The 21,152-nt window shown below is 44.9% G+C and carries 20 protein-coding genes, 3 pseudogenes and 1 riboswitch; of the genes and pseudogenes, 9 read left to right on the forward strand and 14 right to left on the reverse strand.

All coding sequences use genetic code 11. From position 1 onward, the window contains the following. Positions 1–106: 106 nt before the first annotated feature. The gene (locus tag MADE_RS18675) at positions 107–1,897 is read left to right on the forward strand and encodes a histidine kinase (RefSeq protein WP_232363078.1); all 1,791 of its coding nucleotides are present in this window, start codon (positions 107–109) and stop codon (positions 1,895–1,897) included. Positions 1,898–1,921: 24 nt separating this feature from the next. Here the strand turns inward: MADE_RS18675 and modC are convergent, their stop codons facing one another. The 4 genes from modC to MADE_RS18695 all read right to left on the reverse strand — a co-directional run bounded on the left by modC (position 1,922) and on the right by MADE_RS18695 (position 6,122). Further along, on the reverse strand, positions 1,922–3,031 hold the full coding sequence (gene modC / locus MADE_RS18680) for a molybdenum ABC transporter ATP-binding protein (protein ID WP_080663251.1): 1,110 nt from the start codon (positions 3,029–3,031) through the stop codon (positions 1,922–1,924). Beyond that, positions 2,983–3,672, reverse strand: a complete 690-nt coding sequence (gene modB, locus MADE_RS18685) for a molybdate ABC transporter permease subunit (protein ID WP_012520020.1) — start codon at positions 3,670–3,672, stop codon at positions 2,983–2,985. The genes modC and modB overlap by 49 nt, the downstream gene beginning before the upstream one ends. After that, positions 3,659–4,438, reverse strand: coding sequence for a molybdate ABC transporter substrate-binding protein (gene modA, locus MADE_RS18690; RefSeq protein WP_012520021.1), 780 nt, complete (start codon positions 4,436–4,438; stop codon positions 3,659–3,661). The genes modB and modA overlap by 14 nt, the downstream gene beginning before the upstream one ends. Positions 4,439–4,508: 70 nt before the next feature. Further along, the gene (locus MADE_RS18695) at positions 4,509–6,122 is read right to left on the reverse strand and encodes an MFS transporter (RefSeq protein ID WP_012520022.1); all 1,614 of its coding nucleotides are present in this window, start codon (positions 6,120–6,122) and stop codon (positions 4,509–4,511) included. A gap of 308 nt (positions 6,123–6,430) precedes the next feature. On the opposite strand from MADE_RS18695, the gene narL reads away from it, so the two are divergent. The 4 genes from narL to MADE_RS18715 are packed head-to-tail and all read left to right on the forward strand — an operon-like array spanning position 6,431 to position 9,158. Further along, positions 6,431–7,066 carry a two-component system response regulator NarL gene (gene narL, locus MADE_RS18700; protein ID WP_023559973.1) on the forward strand — a complete coding sequence of 212 codons (636 nt, stop codon included), beginning with the start codon at positions 6,431–6,433 and terminating at the stop codon, positions 7,064–7,066. Positions 7,067–7,087: 21 nt separating this feature from the next. Further along, entirely contained in the window at positions 7,088–8,323 is a 1,236-nt protein-coding gene (gene moeA, locus MADE_RS18705) for a molybdopterin molybdotransferase MoeA (protein WP_012520024.1), read from the forward strand. A gap of 37 nt (positions 8,324–8,360) precedes the next feature. Next, a complete protein-coding gene (locus MADE_RS18710; protein ID WP_158318457.1) occupies positions 8,361–8,705 on the forward strand; it encodes a YbaN family protein in 345 nt (114 codons plus the stop codon). 39 nt (positions 8,706–8,744) lie between these two features. Continuing rightward, positions 8,745–9,158: a copper resistance protein CopD gene (locus MADE_RS18715; RefSeq protein WP_226431874.1), complete on the forward strand. Its 414-nt coding sequence runs from the start codon at positions 8,745–8,747 to the stop codon at positions 9,156–9,158. Here MADE_RS18715 and moaE read toward each other — a convergent pair. The 7 genes and pseudogenes from moaE to MADE_RS18745 form a co-directional block, all read right to left on the reverse strand. Further along, entirely contained in the window at positions 9,136–9,600 is a 465-nt protein-coding gene (gene moaE / locus MADE_RS18720; protein ID WP_012520027.1) for a molybdopterin synthase catalytic subunit MoaE, read from the reverse strand. The two genes, MADE_RS18715 and moaE, sit on opposite strands and share 23 nt — an antisense overlap. Positions 9,601–9,602: 2 nt before the next feature. Then, a complete protein-coding gene (moaD, locus tag MADE_RS18725) occupies positions 9,603–9,848 on the reverse strand; it encodes a molybdopterin converting factor subunit 1 (protein WP_012520028.1) in 246 nt (81 codons plus the stop codon). Then, positions 9,845–10,319: pseudogene (gene moaC, locus MADE_RS18730) on the reverse strand (cyclic pyranopterin monophosphate synthase MoaC). Before moaC ends, moaD begins: the two are co-directional and overlap by 4 nt. Before the next feature lie 17 nt (positions 10,320–10,336). Continuing rightward, positions 10,337–10,884, reverse strand: a pseudogene (moaB, locus tag MADE_RS20395) (molybdenum cofactor biosynthesis protein B). Continuing rightward, positions 10,871–11,464 carry an NTP transferase domain-containing protein gene (locus MADE_RS20065; RefSeq protein ID WP_012520031.1) on the reverse strand — a complete coding sequence of 198 codons (594 nt, stop codon included), beginning with the start codon at positions 11,462–11,464 and terminating at the stop codon, positions 10,871–10,873. The pseudogene moaB and the gene MADE_RS20065 overlap by 14 nt, the downstream one beginning before the upstream one ends. A 1-nt stretch (position 11,465) precedes the next feature. Next, entirely contained in the window at positions 11,466–12,440 is a 975-nt protein-coding gene (moaA, locus tag MADE_RS18740; RefSeq protein WP_023559974.1) for a GTP 3',8-cyclase MoaA, read from the reverse strand. Next, a riboswitch (molybdenum cofactor riboswitch) is annotated at positions 12,429–12,581 on the reverse strand. Its footprint overlaps the gene before it by 12 nt. Positions 12,582–12,689: 108 nt before the next feature. Next, positions 12,690–13,886, reverse strand: a complete 1,197-nt coding sequence (locus MADE_RS18745) for an alginate export family protein (RefSeq protein WP_012520033.1) — start codon at positions 13,884–13,886, stop codon at positions 12,690–12,692. Between the two features lie 190 nt (positions 13,887–14,076). Here MADE_RS18745 and moeB point away from each other — a divergent pair, with 190 nt between their 5' ends. Next, positions 14,077–14,838 carry a molybdopterin-synthase adenylyltransferase MoeB gene (gene moeB, locus MADE_RS18750; protein ID WP_012520034.1) on the forward strand — a complete coding sequence of 254 codons (762 nt, stop codon included), beginning with the start codon at positions 14,077–14,079 and terminating at the stop codon, positions 14,836–14,838. 38 nt (positions 14,839–14,876) lie between these two features. Here the strand turns inward: moeB and ubiT are convergent, their stop codons facing one another. Both ubiT and MADE_RS18760 read right to left on the reverse strand, forming a co-directional pair. After that, a complete protein-coding gene (ubiT, locus tag MADE_RS18755; protein WP_012520035.1) occupies positions 14,877–15,461 on the reverse strand; it encodes a ubiquinone anaerobic biosynthesis accessory factor UbiT in 585 nt (194 codons plus the stop codon). A 50-nt stretch (positions 15,462–15,511) separates the two neighbouring features. Continuing rightward, a complete protein-coding gene (locus tag MADE_RS18760; RefSeq protein ID WP_012520036.1) occupies positions 15,512–17,314 on the reverse strand; it encodes a thiamine pyrophosphate-dependent enzyme in 1,803 nt (600 codons plus the stop codon). 184 nt (positions 17,315–17,498) lie between these two features. On the opposite strand from MADE_RS18760, the gene ubiU reads away from it, so the two are divergent. The 3 genes and pseudogenes from ubiU to MADE_RS20465 form a co-directional block, all read left to right on the forward strand. Then, positions 17,499–18,497 carry a ubiquinone anaerobic biosynthesis protein UbiU gene (gene ubiU / locus MADE_RS18765; RefSeq protein WP_012520037.1) on the forward strand — a complete coding sequence of 333 codons (999 nt, stop codon included), beginning with the start codon at positions 17,499–17,501 and terminating at the stop codon, positions 18,495–18,497. 46 nt (positions 18,498–18,543) lie between these two features. Continuing rightward, positions 18,544–19,437 (forward strand): U32 family peptidase, encoded by an 894-nt coding sequence (locus MADE_RS18770; RefSeq protein WP_012520038.1) that lies wholly within the window; start codon positions 18,544–18,546, stop codon positions 19,435–19,437. Between the two features lie 209 nt (positions 19,438–19,646). Beyond that, positions 19,647–19,775 (forward strand): annotated as a pseudogene (locus MADE_RS20465) (acyl-CoA dehydrogenase); the annotation flags it as partial. 591 nt (positions 19,776–20,366) lie between these two features. Here MADE_RS20465 and ytfE read toward each other — a convergent pair. Next, on the reverse strand, positions 20,367–21,056 hold the full coding sequence (gene ytfE / locus MADE_RS18780) for an iron-sulfur cluster repair protein YtfE (RefSeq protein ID WP_012520041.1): 690 nt from the start codon (positions 21,054–21,056) through the stop codon (positions 20,367–20,369). Between the last annotated feature and the right edge of the window lie 96 nt (positions 21,057–21,152).

Below are 21,152 nucleotides of genomic sequence, written 5' to 3' on the forward strand. Positions count from 1 at the left end.
TTGTAGGTATCACTTGTGAGTCGACGTAATCTCTATATAAACCATGCAACCAATTAAAAATTTCATACATTCGACCGTTTTTAAAATCGCCGCATTAATGTTTTCGGTGAGCTTTTTGGCGATCGTTAGTATGTTTACCACCGTGTTTATGAGTGACGGTGCACAGTTCGATGCACAAGCGGTGAATGTGGCGGGTTCGTTGAGAATGCAAACGTATCGAATTCATAGCGTCATGCAGGATAGCCCAGGTGATATTGAGACCATCAATCAATTAGTTGACGAATTTGACCTCACCCTCAATACCGGTGTGCTGGTTAATCAGCAGGCGCTTTGGGATAATGGCGATATCGCAAAGCATCATGCGATTGTTGCTAACAACTGGAATGAACAAGTTAAGCAATTAATCCAAACCAATTTGGCATCTCCCAGTAATTCCAACACGTCCAGTCTGGAGGTTTTTAACAAACTGGTCGAGGACATCGAACTGCTTGTTGTTGCTTATCAGAAATATGCTGAAATAAATATTGCTAATATACGATTAGTACAGAGTTTGGCGTTGTTTAGTACCTTGATACTGATCGCTATAGCGATGATGATTGTTCATCGACATATAGAGCAACCTCTTTCGAAATTGACCTCAGTAGCCCGTCAAATAGGACAAGGAGATTTCACCGCTAGGGCCGAAGAAACAGGTAAAGGCGAGCTGGCTTTACTGGCTAGAACAATCAATAAAATGAGCGGTAGCTTGTATCGCTCAAAATCTCAACTTGAAGAACAAATTAAGCGTAAGACAAGAAAATTGACACGCTCAAATCAATCTCTTGAATTACTGTTTCAAGTATCGCGCAGACTCAATGAAGTTGAACCGGGCTCCGCTGATTTTCAGCCATTGCTTAACAAGCTGGCTGACGTAACTGGCGTAAAAGACTTAGACCTGTGCATTATGACAGCGCAAGGCACGGGCCCTTACGAACATTTGATGAGTTCAGAGAAAACCATTCCAGACAAGTGTCAGCAGCAACTCTGTCACGATTGTACTGAGCATGATTCGCTCTTCCCCCCTGTTAATGGCCAAATGAAGTATCAGTTGAATATCGGCGATCAACACTACGGAGTTTTGGTAGTGAGTTTGGATGAAGGGAGTATTCTGGAAGACTGGCAGCATCAGCTATTTGAAGCCATCGCTGAACAGGTTGCCAATGGACTGAGCATGAAACATCAAAACGAGCAGCGCAGGCGCATTGCTTTGATGAATGAACGCACGGTGATAGCCAGAGAACTGCACGATTCACTAGCGCAGGCATTGTCCTATTTGAAAATTCAGGTAACGCGATTACAACGACTGCAGCAGAAAGAGAGTGCTCAGGAGCAAATAGACCAAGTTATTGATGAATTAAAGAACGGCCTCGGTGCGGCTTACAGTGAACTGCGAGAATTGCTAACTACTTTCAGATTAAAACTCGATGGACAGGGCATCAAAGCCGCGTTAGAGCAAACGATTTCGCAATTGCAAAACCGTTCAGACGATTTCAATTTTACGCTTAATTATCACGTCAGCAATATTCCCTTCACGCCTCAAGAAGAAATACATCTATTACAAATCGCCAGAGAAGCTACCCAAAACGCCTTCTATCATTCTCAAGGGTTTAACATTGACATTAGCATCACCAGTAACTCTCTTTCCGAAGTGATATTGACGGTCAAAGATAACGGCATAGGCATCCCCGAAGATCCTAATAAACTTAATCATTACGGCCTTGCCATTATGAAGGAACGCAGCCGAAATTTGGATGGTGAATTATCAGTTAAACGCAATGATGAGCGAGGCACCACTGTGATGTTTAGCTTTATTCCAGAGTATGCGCGAACGCTTGAGGTAAAGAGTAAAAGCGCTTAATTTCCCGCGCTTTTGCCCACTTAATCAACTGTGAATTGCGACTGACTTTACCTGCAACAACACTTGGCTACCAACGTCTAAAGCCAAGTTTGCTAATGCGCGTTTGGTTACCATAACCATAAAAGCATGCTCACCAGCAGCAGCCTTAACAATTGCTTGACTTGGATGCTCACCCTCATTAATTGCCACAATCTCAGCTTTGAGCACATTCTGAAAACTGGCGTCACCTGCAGAATTAGCCAAGCCGATATCTTTGCTTAGAATCTGAACTCTTACTTCATCACCAATAGAAAGCTTGGCATCGGGGAGCCATAGCTTTTGGTCATAAATGGATAAACAGGCTAAATGCCAATGTTTGTCTATTTCAGTAACTTGCCCGGTCAGAACGGTTGATATTTCACCATTTAATTTTAGTGGTGAGCTTTCATTTGAAAGCGACGCCGCCAGTGAATCACTGGATACCACCCTGCCTTCATGCATAACAACAACATGGTCTGCAAGCATTGCCACTTCTGGCGCAGCGTGAGTAACGTATAACATTGGTATGCTCAGTTGCCGCTTAACTCGCTTTAGGTAGGGTAATATCTCGCGTTTTCGGTCATCGTCAAGTGATGCCAGAGGCTCATCAAACAACAAGATTTTGGGGTTCAACGCCAACGCGCGAGCTATGCCAACACGCTGTGCTTCCCCACCTGATAACGCTTGAGGTTTCTGATCCAATAAGTGTTCAATACCCAAGACTGCGATTGCTTCATCCAGGCTCTTCTTGCTCGCCTCAATGGTGCGTTTTATACCATAGTCGAGATTGTCTTTCACACTGAGATGACTGAACAGACTTGGCTCTTGAAAGACATATCCTATGGCTCTCTTATGCGGCTTAAGCTTAGATTTCGGGCTATCCCAAACTTCATTACCGATAGAAAAGTGTCCAGCTGCCTCTTTTTCTAAGCCAGCGACACAGCGCAGTAACGTTGTCTTACCACAACCTGAATGCCCATAAAGCACGCTAATCCCTGTTTCGGGGAGTTCAAGCTCAACATTCAGATTAAAACGCCCTTTAGAAAGCTTATAGCCCAGCTCCACAATTACTGACTCTTCACGGGGATGAATGCAAACCGTCGACGCCGGATCCATTGCAGAAGCGTCAACGTCATAAATGAAAAGACAAGCATGATCAGCGACAGTGTGTGTGCAGCGCCATAATCCATACTTTCTACATGGTCATAAATTTGAATTGAAACAACTTGTGTTTCTCCCGGAATGTTGCCTCCAATCATCAAAATAACGCCAAATTCACCAACTGTATGGGCAAAGGTCAACACTATAGCGGTAAGGATACCGCTCTTAGATAACGGCAATACGATAGAAAAGAAGGCATCGATAGGTGAGGCTCTTAATGTAGAAGCGACTTCTAGTGTTCGACCGGGAATGGCCTCAAAAGCAGACACAAGGGGCTGTACTGTAAAGGGTAAAGAATAAATAATTGAGGCTATGACTAAGCCTGAAAATGTGAAAGGGAATAAACCAATACCCAATTGCGTAGTTATCTTTCCAACCGGTCCCTCTGGGCCTAACAGCAATAGCAAGTAAAATCCGAGTACCGTAGGCGGCAAGATAAGTGGCATTGCCACCAGGGCAGTTAACAGACTTGTGAGCTTGGAGTGAGACCTGGCCAACCACCAAGAAAACGGAATTCCGAAAAACAACAGGATAATGGTTACCGTACTCGCCAGCTTCAAGGTCAGAAGCAACGCTTGCATATCACCCGCCGACATCACTTATAGCCTCCTGATTAGGTGTTTCAAACCCATATTCTGTAAGTATTTTTGCGACTTCTCCACTTTGCATGAAGGAATGAAATAGCCATGCTGAAGGGTTATCTCCGCCGCGTTGGGTGACAATAAAGCCTTGAATCAGCGGAGAATGGAGAGTCTCTGGTATCAATAAGTAGGACGCTTTTGAGGAGTTCGATGCAGACTTGACCAGCGACAAGGCTACAATACCGGCGTCAACATGCCGATTAACAATAAATTGAGCAGTATGGGAAACGCTATCACCATAGATGATTTTTGAAGTCAGCTGAGTCCACAAACCAGCTTGTTGCAGTACCTCTTTGGCTCTCATGCCATAGGGAGCGTGTCGTGGATTAGCTATAGCGATTCGCTCAAAGTTAGCATGAAGCAAAGAAGTGAGTTGGCTATTGGACATATCGTTTTTATGACTCAGTAATACCAACCTGCCCTTTGCATAAGGGATAACAGCCGACGAAGAATACCCCAACGCATTTAACTGCTGTGGAAAACTAATGTCTGCTGAAAAATACAGGTCATAAGGTGCGCCATTGCGGATTTGCGTACGAAACTTGCCTGATGAGCCAAACGAAGTTCTAACTGCTACGCCTGGATTAGCTGATTCAAATAAACTGACGATGTCTGTCATTGCAAATTTAAGATCTGACGCTGCAGCGATTAACAGCTCATCAGCATTCACATTCGAATGAACAAACAGACTTATCAATAACAAGATTAGCTTTAAACGCATGATAGTCTAACCATGGTAAAACGATAAAAGGTGCGAGTACTCGCACCTTGATATCGCTTGTTTGCTTTGCCTAAGGATTGTAGAACTCGCCATCCTTACGTAAATAGAACCAGTAATTAATCAAGACGCAGACGCCGTAGAACACTGCAAACCCAATTAATGCAACTTCCGGAGTGGTCGCCTGGATTTGCTCACCAATAACTTTGGGAATATAAAAGGCACCGTATGCCGCTACAGCTGACGTCCAACCAAGGACTGGGCCCGCTTGTTCTTTAGGGAATACTTGCGCGATGGTTCTGAAGGTTGACCCATTGCCGATGCCTGTGGCTGCAAAGAGAATCAGAAACAACACAAAGAATGGTATAAAGAACTCTTCTGGTGTTGCAGATTGATAGGCTTCCTGCATGAAGTAAGCAGCACCAAGCGCGCTACCAATCATCACAATTGAGCATATTTGTGTGACTAACGCACCGCCGATTTTGTCAGAAATCCAGCCACCTAACGGACGAATAAGTGCACCAATGAATGGGCCCATCCAGGCGTACATCAAGGCACTTGGGCCGTTCGGGTTGATGGTATCATGAGTCATTACGCCATCGACCATAACATGGCTATAGCCAAAGATAACTTTAATTGCTAGCGGGAATGACGCGGCGAAACCGATAAATGAACCAAACGTCATGGTGTAAATTACGCTCATCACCCAGGTATGCTTGTTGTTAAAGATCTGATACTGACGAGTCAGACTCTCACCAATTGAACCAGGTAGTATTTTCAAGATGACCACTGTCGCGGTAACAACCAGTACTAGTACAACTTCTTTAGGTACACCGAATCCGGAACCGTTTGCGGCCTCAGGTAGCATTAACCACAGGCCAAAAGCAGCAACAACCAGACCAATGCCGAGCATGACGCTGATCAACGCGAAAGATGTCAAAGGGTTACCAATATCGGGGGAAACTTCTGGGGTACGAATATTATTCATACCAAACCATGAGAGGAAGAATAAGGGTACAAGTAACAACAACCAAACAAAGCCGGCGTTTGAAATATAGCTTTCTGTACCTGCAGGGATTTTGCCGATCAGCGTACCTGATGCATTGATTAGCGTCATTGGGTCGCCACTAAACGCGCCAAAGGCCGCGAATGTCATGAACAGTGGCACAACGATTTGCATCGTTGTAACACCAAAGTTACCCAAACCCGCGTTCATACCCAGTGCTAAACCTTGCTGTTTCTTCGGAAAGAAAAAGCTGATGTTAGACATCGATGACGCAAAGTTTCCGCCACCGAAACCAGACAATAATGCTAGTAGCTGAAATTGCCACAAGGGTGTGTCAGGATTTTGTAGCGCAAACCCCGTTCCCATAGCTGGTATCATCAAGAGTGCCGTTGTGAAAAAAATAGTATTTCTTCCACCGCATAATCGAATGAAGAAACTGCTAGGAATTCTCAATGTTGCACCGGTTAACCCAGCTATCGACATTAAGGTAAAGAGTTCAGCCTTCGCGAAAGGGAACCCCAGATTTAGCATTTGGACGGTAATAATGCCCCAGTAGAGCCATACAGCGAAACCCGCCAGCAAGCTAGGAATCGATATCCAAAGGTTGCGATTTGCTATTTTCTTTCCCTCTTTTTCCCAAAAATCGGGGTCTTCTGGATCCCACTTGTGCAGATCAGACATAACGCTTACTCCAACATAGAATGACATTTATATGGTCACACTATGGTCGACACAGGCTAAGCTAACAATCTGCTTCAGTGGGTATTCTGGCGAAGCATTGTGGTAATAAAACACGAGATTTCTAAAGCATTATGTGCTGAAAGTGGTAGGGCTATCTTGCTGTATTCCCTACATTTAAAGGGTTTCAAGGAATATGCCTTGCTACCTCTTAAGTGGTAGATCGATTACCTCAAGTAATTTCAGAGAAGTTTTCCGGTTCGTGTATAGTTAAATGAAAAGAATGACTAAGCGTTTGTAAGGAGGCACACATGTTCGAAGACAAACCCGCCACCATCATGATGGTCGACGACCATCCTTTATTGCGTAAAGGATTAAACCAACTCATCGAATTTGAAGATGATTTAGAAGTCATTGGTGAGGCGAGCTCAGGAAAAGAAGCCATCGAAATGGCAGTGCAGTTGGAGCCTGACCTGATCACGCTAGACTTAAACATGCAAGGTATGGACGGACTCGAAACGCTTAAGCATCTTCGTGATAAAGGTGTTGACTCGCGCATAATCATGTTGACGGTATCTGACAATGATGAAGATGTTGTTGAAGCGGTGCGTTCAGGCGCCGATGGTTATCTGCTTAAAGACATGGATCCCGAAGACATTGTCGACAAACTGCGTGAAGCCGCGCTTGGCAAAATGGTGATGAGTGCAAAACTGACTGAAGTGTTGGCAACGGCATTAAGAAAACCTGAAAGAGCCGGAAGCCGTGCATTGGCCAGCCTGACCAGTCGAGAACTGGAGATCCTCAAACTTATCGCCAAAGGCATGAGTAATAAACTCATTGCTCGGGAATTGGATATTTCAGATGGCACAGTAAAAGTCCATGTGAAGCACTTTCTCAAAAAACTGAATCTACGCTCTCGCGTGGAAGCAGCGGTATGGATNGGTTAACCATCAGAAAGGAGCATAGCTATGGGGTGCGGTTGCAACGCAAAAGGCCTTATGCCAATAGAACAAGCAAAACAGATCATCTGGGACACTATCACGCCGATTAACGATATAGAGCAATGCGACCTCGATTCAGCATTAGATAGAGTGCTGGCCGAAGACGTGGTTTCCCCTATCAACGTCCCAGGTTTCGATAATTCCGCAATGGATGGCTATGCAATTCGCCATCAGGATCTGTCTTCTGCCAAGACTTTCAATTTGGTCGGAAAAAGCTTTGCCGGCAACCCATTCAACGGCGAGTTAGGCAAACATCAGTGCGTGCGAATTATGACCGGCGCGCAAATCCCAGAAGGTGCAGACGCAGTGGTAATGCAAGAAAATACGGTTGCCAATAATAATGAAATCACGGTCACGCATAGTGTAAAGCTAGGTGAAGCAATTCGCATTGCAGGCAGTGACATCGCCAAAAAATCCATCGTACTGTCAAAAGGAAAGCGACTAAATGCAATAGATATTGGGCTTCTCGCGTCCATAGGTATTAGCAATGTACCAGTTCTCCGCAAACTCAAAGTGGCACTGTTTTCAACCGGTGATGAGTTACTACAGCCGGGAGATACGCCGCAACAAGGCAAAATCTTTGATAGCAATCGCCCCATGCTTCGCGCGATGCTACGGCGTCTTGGCGCTGAGGTTCTGGACTTAGGTGTGATTGAAGATGACCCGGACAAAATCCGTGATGCCTTTATCCAAGCTGATGCAAATGCAGATTGCGTAATCACTTCTGGCGGTGTATCAGTAGGTGAAGCTGACTATACGCGCGAAATCCTCGAGGAGATAGGTCAAGTAGACTTTTGGAAGCTGGCGATTAAACCTGGCAAACCACTCGCTTTCGGCAGATTGGATAACAGTTTGTTTTTTGGCCTCCCGGGTAATCCAGTATCAGCAGCAGTAACCTTTGACCAAATTGCCGCCCCCTCCTTATCACTTTTAGCCGGCTGTACACCAGAAGGAAAAATCGCTGTTAAAGCCATTGCGAAAAGTAAGTTTAAAAAGAAACCGGGCCGAACTGACTATCAACGCGCAGTCTGTTACCGGGATGACAATGGTCAACTGATAGTCGACTCTGGAGGTTCACAAAGTTCAGGCGTACTGTCCTGTTTTACCACAAGCAATTGTTATGCAGTGCTGGAGAACAGTCGAGGAATGGTAGAGCCGGGAGAATCCGTGAACGTGCAATGGTTTGATGCGGTATTGAGATAATAACACTATGCAAACACAGCTGTATCGATCAATATACATGCTCACAGGTTTATTGGCCTGTCTTTGCGGAATTGTCGGGATAGTATTGCCGTTAGTTCCAACTACGCCCTTTCTACTTTTATCTGCTTTTTGCTTTTCTAAAAGCTCGAACGCACTGCATCAGTGGCTACTATCGCAGCCAGCGCTTGGAAGAGTGATAAACGATTGGGAGCAGTCCGGTATGATTGCACTTAAAACTAAGGTCGTTGCTAGTGCTTGCATGATGGCAATGGTAGCTGCTGCGTTACTCATTGGCGAATATGCCTATTGGATGATGACTTTGGTACTCACCATATCTATTCTCGTTTTAACCTTTATATGGAGCAGACCCAGTCAGGTTTGACTTTATCTTATGTATGGTTATTTGATACTGGCTCACATTTTGGGAGCGACCGTATGGACAGGTGGCCATATTGTATTGTCTCTTGCTGTTTTACCCAGAGTGTTGAAAGAGAATTCTCCTGAGCGTTTGCTGGAATTTGAATCGGCGTTTGAGCGTATTGGTAAACCAGCAATGCTAGTCCAAATCATCACAGGTTTACTGTTGGCGCATCGACTATTGCCCGACGTTTATTTATGGCTGGATTGGAGTAATCCTGTCTCCAGAGTAGTAGGTATGAAGTTAATGTTACTCGCGTTAACTATTTTGCTTGCTGCTGACGCGAAACTCAGAGTCTTACCAAAATTATCTAATAAAAATTTATGGGATATGGCAGCCCATATTATTGCTGTTACCTTGCTTTCTGTTCTCTTCGTAATCGTCGGCGTATCTTTCAAGACAGGCTGGCTGTATTAGCCCAGCGATCCATTGCCTCCTGATCGGAGGACCTACTGGTGACCCATTTCATGCCTTCTGAGGTACCTTCTTGTTTCCATAAAGGTGCACTGGTCTTAAGGTAATCAATAATGAACTCACACGCCTCAAATGCGTTTTTTCGATGCTTGGATGTCACGCCAACGAACACAATCTGCTCTTGTGGCCCAATTGTACCCACTCGATGGATGACTCTTATTTGCCCCAACTGCCAACGTTTTCGCGCTTCACTACAGATATGCATCAGCGATTTTTCGGTCATCCCAGGGTAATGCTCTATACGAATGCCTGACACGGCACCCTGGATATTGAAATCTCTGACCAACCCCGTAAAAGTGACTACGGCACCGTCGCCATCCGCCTCCTCCTTGAGCGCCTGGTATTGTTCACAATGATCAAAATCGCCACGCTGAACACTAATCATTGTTAACCTCCTGTCACCGGCGGGAAAAACGCGATTTCGTCGCCATCATTTACTCTTGCGTCCTTTCCACAAAGAGTTTGATTAACCGCACACAACACATCTCTTTCTTCAAGCAAACGCCACTCTTCACCACGCTCAACAAGCTCTTTTGCGACATCGGCTACAGTGCTTTCACCGGCATATTCAAGGTTTAAAGAAGATATACCTATGCTTTCTCGAAGACTTGCGAAAAATTTAATCTGTATCATGCTGAACGCCTCCACAGTCCAGTTTTACCACCGCTTTTTTCAGTAACTTTNCAAGCCATGAATAACCATTTCTGGGTCGACAGCTTTGCACATATCAAAAAGCGTCAGCGCAGCTACCGAGACACCAGTAAGCGCCTCCATTTCAACGCCAGTGTTACCATTTAACTTGCATTGACAGGTTATCCTTATTTGCTTGGATAACTCGTCAGTTTCAAAATCTACGTCGACTTTACTAAGCAAAAGCGGATGACATAGCGGCACCAAATTGGCGCATTGTTTTGCAGCTTGTATGCCTGCCACTCTGGCGACACTAAAGACATCACCTTTGGCCAACTGATTTTGTATTATTTGCTCAAGCGCACTATCTGAAACACTGACGTAGGCTTCCGCTTTTGCTATGCGCGTCGATGCCGCTTTTTCGCTCACATCGACCATGTTTGCCTTGCCCTGATTATCAATATGGCTTAGCACGGAATGGGTTGACTGAGTCATACCGCTCTGCTCGCACATCGAAGTGCTTCATTGGTTTGCAAATGCGGCACGAAATTGCAAGGGCCATGGGCACCATTTAATTGCGCTTCAATGATACCAGTCCAAGCAGTCTTGCATGCATTGGTAGACCCAGGCAGGCAAAAGATGACCGTATTGTTTGCTAACCCAGATATAGCCCTTGATTGAATCGTTGACGTGCCTATTTCCTGGAACGACAAATATCGAAACAACTCACCAAATCCCTCAACTTCTTTGTCAAACAAGGGTTGTACTGCCTCGGGGGTAGAATCTCTCGAAGTGAATCCGGTACCGCCAGTGACGATTACGGCTTGTATCGCTGGATCCGNCGATATAAGCTGAGACGCNATGCTCGAATAAGATAAATGTCATCAATAACAATGTCTCGCTTAATCACCTGATGACCCGATTCAGTTGCATTCACAGCCAGATACTCGCCAGAGGTATCTGTGCTTCTATCACGCGTATCAGATACTGTTAGAACAGCAATACCAAGTGATTCAAATTGTTTGTTAGCATGTCCCATGACGAACCTCAGTTGGTGCAGAATTGTCAGACGTTTTGAAATGTTGCATTGCAAAACGCCATTGTTCTGGTGTGTTTGAATTGAAAAGGGGTGACTGCTGACGCAGTTGCAGCTTCATTAAAGGAAAATGCGTGCAAAAGCGGTCAACGGAAAAACTGTTTGTACACCGCAACGTGTAATCCAGGGTTTGGCGGGTCGTTTCGGTGTTACGTAGGTAAAGCGGCAAACTATGCTCACCAAATCTGACATTGCTTGAGAACTTTTCGCCGCTGTCCAACAAGCGCTGAATTGTGCAAACATCCATTAGCGGCAGATCAATCGGCAGTATCAATAGATTTTTGTCAGGAAAGCGCATGGCAGCGCTGTGAATGCCAGATAATGGCCCCTTACCTGGATACAGATCTGAAATATGTCCAGCTTCGCCGTCATTACGACTGATAACAACTTTACTCACCGATGCTTCAAGTAACAGTTGGTAAGTTCTGGTTAACATGGTTGATTGCGAAATCGTTAGCAATGCCTTGTCTTGTCCCATGCGGCTAGACGCACCGCCAGCTAAAATAACGCCAATTGTGTTCATGTTAACCTCCTAGCATAGCCAGTTGCTTTGTTGCACCAGTGAACCCTTGATGCAGAAAATGCTGACTGTGTTTTTGTTGAAGATGAGAAACAATAGCCTGCTGAGCACCTGATACATCGCCGACCGACAAGAAAGAGCGGATACTGATCCCTTGCTCTGCAAACAGGCATAGATGCAGTTTGCCTTGTGCGGAAACACGCAAGCGATTGCATGACTCACAGAAATCTTCGCTATAAGGCATGATAAGGCCGATATTCCCCGCAAATTCGGGGTGCATGAATTCCTGTGCAGGCCCGGCATCTGTTTCTCTTATGATGCGCTGCCACCCTTGCTCAATGAGTCGATCCTTGATCGTTTGTCCGGCGACATGGTTTTTATCAAAAAAACCTTTGTTGTCACCGGTCTGCATAAGCTCAATGAATCGCCAGGTAACCTTGTGGGAACGTAAGTAGTCAAAAAATGCATCTAACTCTTTGTAATTGAACTGCTTGAGCATGACCGTGTTTAACTTAATACTGCTTACACCTAACTGAGCTGCCCGTTCGATACCCAGCAGTATTTCCTCCAGCTTTTGTTTGCCTGTGATCGCCGCAAACATTCGAGGATCTAAGCTGTCCGCACTGACATTTATCGCGTCAATACCAGCCTGCTTGTACCTTTCGATATCCTGATTGAGTTTGAAACCGTTGGTTGTCAGTGCGACTTTTTTAATGCCATCGACTTTCTTGCAGGTTTCGATGATTTCACACAAATCTTTGCGCAGTGCTGGTTCGCCACCAGTAATACGCACTTTGGTTGTACCCAAGCCGGCAAACACTTGCACCAAGGTTTGAATTTCTTTCACTGACAAACCACCTTTGGGTGTGTTGCAGTCGTTGCCATCAGGAAGACAGTAATTACAGCGGAAATTGCACAGCTCAGTTACTGAGAGTCTCAGGTAATTGAATCTTCTTCCGAATGAGTCTTGTAAGTTCATCTAACACCTTTCCAAATATCGAGCGTTAAAGCTCGTGGGCGGCAGGTTGATTTCTCTGGCTACCGGGCAACTTCTCAGTTGCGGCTCCAGTACCATAGTTGTTCGAACTTTAGGTATTAGAGCTCGGAGTTTTTGTTACCTTAAGTTTGGCGCAAAAGCGTGGTTATTGTTATTCCGCTGAAGGAATACTCACAAGGGGGTATAAAAAAGCCGACCCAGATTGAGTCGGCAACTAACGCGTGGATGACGCTAGAAAGTGAAAGCCATCATTGCCCACAATTTGTTGGTGTCAACCGCGAAATCATCGGCACTGTAGTTGGCATAGCGCAGTAAAAAGTTTGTATTTTTATATACAGGATAAGTGGCGTTGAAATTAAACTCATTGCCATAATCTACTGAACCTACATCTGATTCAAATTGGTGCCATACACCCAACAGTTTCAGCTTACCAATACTGCCGGACGCCTTGACGTAGAGATCGTTAATCCCCTGTCCAGGCGTGGCGAGAAACTTATCAGCGAACCCCTGAAATTTATGTAGAGTCGCCAAAGGCGTTGTGAATCCTTTGCCGTTATCGCTACCAAGTGACTCGTAACCTATACCCACGTTGACCGCTGATAATTTAGTGCTTAACTCCAATGCCAGGTAATCAGTGGAAAAGTCTGTTGGATTGTCACCGGTTTCATTTTGACGTGCATAAGCCGCGTGAATGTTGACAGCAGACACCTTGCCATCATAACTCACCCCGAGTGTGCGGGTTGCGATTGCATTGGCTGTATCAAAGTCTAGTTCATAGGCAAAGCCCGCTACTTTGTGATCAGCATTAATTTTATAAGTGACATTCAACAGATGTATGTTGCCACCTAAATCAGAATTGGGGCTATCTGTACCAAAAATCCGATTGACGTTGTGTATGTAACTGTAGTCAACATTCAGGCCAGACTGATTATCATATCTTAGACGATAGCCATCGTAGGTCTGTTCATTTTGACGCCAACCAACGCCACCCACGAATCTTTGATCATTGTGATTGATACGCTGACGACCCGCAGTAATATGCAATGACTCAGTTTTGAAACCGACATAGGCTTGGTTGAAATCGGATCCAATCGGGTCTGCAACCACAGGATAGTTGGTATTGCCATTGACGGTACTATTAAAGTTTTCGTTGCCCAAAGCGGTAACGTTATCGAACTCTAGTTGGGTGTAAAAGCCACCAAAATCGGCACTTTTGTAACTTAGTCGGGTAAGCAAGGTTGAAGCATTGGTCTCTTTGTCAATGTTATCCTGATCAACCCGCTCGTATCGATAACGCAGTTTAACGTTTGCGTCACCATCAGTAATAGCTTGTTGAAAGTCTGCGAAACCGGTTGCAACCGAAACATTTGGCATTAACAAACCTGCTGCACATATTGTAGCGATAGCCGTTGCTAATCGTGTTTTCATAGTATTCTCCTCACTAAATGCTGCTAGGAATACTACGCCCCAATGAAAATAAAACCATTAAAAATCATATAGATACCCACACTTACTCGACACTTGAAAATTGAGGTAGTCGGACTACCTCTTTTGGGGAATTGTTGACCTATGGCGGGGGTGGTAAAAAAGTATTCACTAAGCCAATGAGGGAATACTATTGAAAGATCTCACAACTGAGCAGGCTATGCGATACAGCCGCCACATTCTGCTGTCGGATTTCGATCTGGAGAGACAGGAAGCGTTGGTTAATTGCAGCGTATTAGTGATTGGCGTGGGCGGACTGGGTTGTGCTGCAAGCCAATATCTCACCGCAAGTGGAGTTGGGCATCTAACGCTGGTCGATGACGATAAGGTAGAGCTCACCAACTTGCAGCGACAGGTGTTGCATACTGAGAAATCTGTGGGCGCTAACAAAGTTGATTCAGCACAACTGGCGCTTCAGCAAATCAATAGTGAAGTCAACATAACAACACTCTGTTTACGCCCATCGGAAAAGCAACTGGATGAGCTCATTGCCAAACAAGATGTTGTGCTGGATTGTACTGACAATCTAGAAAGCCGAAACAGGATAAACCAAATATGCTACCGACAGTCTATCCCCTTAGTCTCAGGTGCTGCTATCCGCATGGAAGGACAGATACTGTGTATTGATCCACGCCAACAAAGCGCGTGCTATGCGTGCGTGAGCCATTTTTTTGGTGAACAAAATCTGTCGTGCGTCGAATCGGGTGTCATGTCACCACTTGTTGGAATTATCGGTGCAATGCAGGCGCTTGAAGCCATAAAGCTAGTCACACATTATGGCAAACCACTTTGCAACCGACTGCATCTATATGACGCTATGCAAGCAACCTGGAGTGAGTTTAAGGTGACGCGACAGCAGGATTGCCAGGTTTGCGGTAGCAAAGCCAAACTTTAATCAACGACTTTTTAGCTCTGACCGGAAACAAACGCTAGTTAAGGTGCCGTCTGCATAACATCATTGTACTTTTTGAGGGCACAAAGCACTACGCTGGGAAATGCGCTTGTATCCAATTCATCCAGAAAGTTCTTAACCTGCAAACCTAACTCCGTATTGCCAGTTACCAGCAGTTTACGTTGAAAGAAGAGGGTGTCGGGATCCTGCTCTCTTACAGCAATACTTACTAAACTATCGATATCGCCACTAAAAGTAACGTCAGGTTCTTGTTCTATCTGCGACTTCACCAAGATTGACTGCTTCCTGAGTCCTGAATGTTCGACGTCTCGGACAGAAATGAAAAACTGGTATGGAACGTCGCTAACAATTATTGCTAGCCAATGTCCTTCCAGAAAACGAAGTGATTCATCAGTTAATTGCTCCGCTAACAAATTTGAAAATGTTGTCTGTGCCACCCATGACTGAAACGAGGATGGCAATCTAGTAAATGCCTTTGTTATGTCTTTCGGTAATGCTAGCAATTGGTTTTGCAGTCGTTTTTTCGCAATGCAAATTAAAGGATTACTGCATGACTGCGAGTTTAACTTGTGCCACAACATGTCGAAAGGTGTGGTCTTATTCATTGGCAATATTCCATAAAATTGAGTAGTGGTATTTGAACTTTGTTCATTAACTATCCAGCAACAGCTAGATCCCAGGCTTCTTTTGCACCTTGCTTGCCATTTTTCATTTGTATGAATAAGTTCAGCATACTTATCTCTCGACTGAGTTTGTCTGGATTGGGGTCTACCGGTATTTCCAATAGTCTTATCCCACAATTTGATTCAACCGCGCTTTGTAAGTGAGTCCTCAATTCTCCTATTGTTTTGCACTGCAACCCTTTGCCGCCATAAGCTTTAACCAGTGTGAGCACATCAAATCTAGGGGTTGAACAATGGTACATTGTGCTTTCGCCACTTTTGCCAAGGTGGAAGATGTTGTTTCGCATATAAAGGATAACAACCGCAAGATGCTCTCGTTGAAAATGAATTAACTCATTTAATTGAAAATGAAAGCCACCATCACCGGTAATAACAACCGCAATATCGGACGAGTTAGAAGATTTCAAGGTCTTAGCCACAGCACGTGCATAGGGCAGACTACTACCCATAGCACCATACCAGGGATTAGTTAGCCAAGGCCGACAATGACTTGACCGCTTAGTCTCTAAACTGTAAGAAGCAAAATACGAATTACCAATTTCTGGCAGATAAATTAACGAAGCAGATAGCTGACTTTGCACATCATTGAGGGCATCTGCAAGATTATGGAAGTCGACGCTGTCATTATCGTCTAAAACCGGACGACGCTTTTCTTCCAGCAAAGTTTGAAAAACAGGGATATCGCTCACCAGTAATTGTTCAAAGACATGTAGCAAACCTTGTTGATTTTGAACGGTCCCTTTTACCATGGTTTTATTTTCAAATGATTGAATAACATGCGTGCCTGAACAAAAAGCATTATTCGTATCTTGACTCTGGATACTGGTATCGACTTCCAAGATGTAATCAACTTTCTGTTCAATGTAGTATCGCACGTGGTCAGGACTAAAGACGCCGTTATAGCTTCCTACGGACAGCGGATCAGACTCATCTAAAACACCTTTTGCCAGCCAGCTAGTTGCATAAGGAATATTGAATTTGTCCACAAAATTGCGCAGTTGCTCACATAATCTTGTGTTCAACTTGACATTCTCGCCAACGAACAGAAGTGGATGGCTTGATTGATTCAATTTTTCAACAATGTGTTCAGCGATATGCTGCGCACCATCTAACACATAGGTCTCATGATTTACGTCGCCAGGTGTTTGTGGCAGCTTTAATGCCTGGGTGGGTTCAAAGACTAAATCACGGGGTATCTCAATGAAAACAGGCTGTTTATTGGCATAGGCGTGAGCAACCAATTGAAAAAAACGTTCAGCCGCCATATTCGGCTGACCTTTCGATCTTGCGCCTTGCAATCTTTCGGCTCTCATACCTAATGCACGAAATGACTCCAAGGCACAATCATATTTCAACATCCATTCAGAGCTGGAGGCCACACTATGATGCAGCAGCGTGTCAGAAATTTCTTGCTCACCGGGTGCTCCGGAAATAAATACCACTGGCAGCTTCTCCGCCACTGCAAGGGCTGCTGGACTGGAACAAGGTAAACTACCCACGGTGAATGTTGTCAGCGTTGCACCTAATCCCGAAATTTGAGCTTGCGCACAAGCAGCATAGCCGGCGTGCATTTCGTTACTAGAAGGCGTAGTTTCAAGTTTTCCTTCAAAAGCGCTGATAATATTATCTGCAAAGTCACCTCCTACCCCGAACACTGTCTTACATCCAAACAGCGTCAGGATGTCAGCCATGACGTCACCAAGTAGAGGAAGACTATTAGCATATTCTGTACCCAGATTTTGCGCGCAGTGCGCACGCATATTCGCACCCACCATAACTTGCTCCTGACCATAAGACCTATTCAAATCAACCGATTGATTATGTGCCTATGAGTGGCGTTTAACAAAAGCTCTTTGTTGGTACTCACAAAGAACAACATCTACCTATTTGTTTCAATTGGCAAATGACACTGGTTTTTTAAAAATAGCGTTGGTTTTGTTTATGTAAGTAGAAGGCGCTATGGAATTACTATGCCCTGCGGGTAACCTCTCTTCTTTTAAAATGGCGATCGATAATGGCGCAGATGCGGTCTACGTGGGTTTAAAGAATGATACGAATGCCAGGCACTTTGCGGGTCTTAATTTTACTGAAGAAAGACTGGAAGAAGCCGTCTCTTACGCACACGACAGATCAAAAAAGATACATATCGCTATTAATACCTATGCGCATGCTGAACAATGGGATAAGTGGAAATTCGCTGTCGATGCCGCCGCAGCGCTCAATATTGATGCCCTGATAGTTGCCGACATGTCAGTACTTAGTTATGCAGCTGAGCGTTACCCAGATTTAGAGTTGCATTTATCCGTGCAGGCATCTGCAACCAATGCAGGTGCTATCGAATACTACCAAGAGTGCTTCAATGTGAAGCGAATCGTCCTCCCGCGCGTACTTTCAATTCATCAGGTAAAGCAGTTAGCGAGATGTACCAATATTGAACTGGAGGTCTTTGCATTTGGTAGTCTATGCATCATGGCCGAAGGACGCTGCCACCTTTCTTCGTATCTAACCGGTGAGTCACCCAATATGAATGGTGTGTGTTCACCAGCAAGTCATGTTCAGTGGCAGGAGTCGGATGGTCGTTTAACATCCAGATTGAACAATGTCTTAATTGATTCCTATCAACCACATGAGCAAGCAGGTTATCCAACTCTCTGCAAGGGGCGTTTTCAGGTAGATAGCAATACTAAAGCGTTTCATGCACTGGAAGAACCTACTAGCCTAAATACGCTGAGTCTGCTACCTGAATTGTTTAAAATTGGCGTGAACGCCTTAAAAATTGAAGGTAGGCAACGAAGTAGTGCCTATGTAAAACAGGTAACTAGAGTTTGGCGCGATGCTATTGACCACTGCAGTAGCTCCATGCATGTAAACGATCTGCATGATTGGGAAAAACGTCTGGAATCCTTATCGGAGGGAAGCTGCACTACTTTGGGTGCCTACCACAAGTCGTGGCAATAGCAACCATGCCAATACTTTTGATTATTTGATTTTGTAGGAAAACCATATGCAATACTCTCTCGGCCCAATTCTCTACTTTTGGCCTAAAGCACAGGTTGAGCAATTTTATGACAAAGCCGCCCAGAGTGAAGCCCAAATTATCTATTTGGGAGAGACCGTTTGTTCGAAGCGGCGTCAATTAAAGATGGTTGATTACATCGCTATTGCGAAGGCGCTTGCCGATAAAGGTAAGGAGGTCATACTCTCAACTATGACCTTGTTGGAAGCACCTTCGGAATTGGCTCAGGTGCGTAAATATTGTGAAAACGGTGAATTCCTCGTTGAAGCCAACGATATGGCCGCCGTGAATTATTTACGAAAATTAAAGGTGCCGTTTGTCGCAGGCCCAGCGCTCAACATATATAACCACAAAACACTGGATATATTGTTAAAGCAGGGAATGAAACGCTGGTGCATGCCCGTCGAACTCTCGAAGGATAAGCTCTCCGAAATCCTTTCAAAATGTGATGCCATAGGTATTAAAGATAGGTTTGAAGTTGAAGTATTCAGCTATGGTCATTTACCACTGGCATATTCTGCTCGTTGCTTTACTGCTCGCTCGGAAAACCGTGCAAAAGACGATTGTGAGCTGTGCTGCCTGAATTACCCGCGTGGTCGCGTTGCATCGAGTCAGGAAGGGCAAACACTTTTCGTACTGAACGGTATTCAGACGATGTCAGGGTATCGTTATAATTTAATCAATGATCTTAAGACAATGGAAGGGTTAGTGGATATTGTTCGAATCAGTCCTGAGGCTACCAGTACATTTGAAGTTTTGACAAATTTTGTGCATGCCAATTCGATATCTCTTTCCGCAGATGAAACTAACGGTTACTGGCATCAGATTGCAGGATTAACGCCTTTAGGTGCAAATCAAACGCACTCTCGCGTTATGTCCTGAGTGATATGATGACTGTGCACTACCTACCCATGGCGAGCTTTTTTATATCAATTCAGGTTACCTAGCGCAGTGGATTAGTATTGGTACTCAATCAATTTAACTGCCCGCAGGGACTGCGACGTCTGGGACGCAACGGTAATGTAAATTGAGCTTCAGCTCCACGATGAGTGGGAATAGTGTAACTTTTATAGCATGACTGAGGTAGTAAAATGGCGCGTCCACATTTTGACTGGCAAGACCCGTTTCAATTCTCCCAACTGTTAACCGAAGAAGAGCAGCTGATTCGTGAAATTATGAATGAGCTGAGCGAACTGGGCTTGCTTGGTGCGACCTTACCCGCGTTGCTGTCTTAGCCAGTAGCAGACCCAAACTGACCAGTGCTGCCGCCGTGATTGCCTCGATTGCGCCGACTTATCCCGCTTTACCGACACTGCCATTACCGCTGCCAGCTGTGCGGCAGGCGCTATTTGCCTTTGATTAGCGTAACCTGGGTAAAGGCCAGCATTTAGCCAAGCTGTTAAACTTGGCGCTCCACGATCTCTTTACGCAATATCCCCATACCCTAATATTTGGCGAGGATGTCGGCAAAAAAGGCGGCGTTTATGGCTTTGCCAGTACCCAGAGCCAGATCAGCCGTTGCCTGCGCTCGGCGAGCTGGCAGTTTATTGTGAGGGGGAGCAGTTGGCGGTCATGAGCTATGCCAATGGTTGTTACTTAAGTCGCCAGGCGTTTGCGGAATTACCGCAGCAGGCAGCGGACATCTGCTTAATTGACCTACGCTGTCTGATACCGCTGCATATCGATGCCATTATTCAGGCGCAGCAGGTAGCACCCCCCTTTGTGATCAGTATGGGGCTGTTACAGCAGCGGAGTTCAGTTGTATAAATTAAAATTCAATTTCTGAGGTCGACATTACCAATGTTCGAGTGTTACTGACAGCTTCCGCAACAGTGCTGTTCGCCGTGTCCCGGTTTAGTTGGTTCAACAAATAAAATTTCGTTTTCCAGTAGAATATGTTGCATTAAATCTTCTTTTAACTCTTTTAAACCTAAATACAATGCTGTCCAGGTGTTACAAGCGCCAAGTGGAAGCTGTTGCTCGAAACTTAGCTCATCCAGCTTTTTAAGGGCATCACCATGTTCTTGATGTTCTTCCAGCATTACGCTGATAGGGCCATAGGGATATATGCCTTGTCTTAACATCGGGAATAGAATTTGCTCTTCTTTTAACATATGGCTTTCCAGCTCTTGCTGCATATCATGTAAATGAGCCGCTAAACCGTGTGGGCAATCTGGGCTATCGCCATGTACAGTTTCAACCCGCTTAGCTAAGCGGATAAGCTCGGGCAGTTGCTGACGATGCTTCTGGTGAAAATTCACTAAAATATAATCAATTAGCTTAGGTGCTGGTTCAGCGTGCCAATTAATAGCGGGATCTTTTTGGTGTTGTAAATTCTCTAAAGCCTGTAACACTTCTTGTTGGTTTAAGCCGCGTTTGGCGATAGCCTCACCAAGACTTTGTTGCCCGCCACAGCAAAAGTCCAGTTTAAACTGATGAAAGACGGCGGTTGCACCAGCGATACGCGTAGCGAGTTGACCCAGGGGTTGCGTGAGTAACATAGTAATTCTCCAATAAACAAAGACTCATTCTCGTGAGTGCATGGACAATGCCAGAACTACCACCTTTGATTTATATCGGATTTTTACAACGAATGG

Origin of the sequence: Alteromonas mediterranea DE (genome assembly GCF_000020585.3) — a bacterium.
Taxonomy (GTDB): Bacteria; Pseudomonadota; Gammaproteobacteria; order Enterobacterales; family Alteromonadaceae; genus Alteromonas; species Alteromonas mediterranea.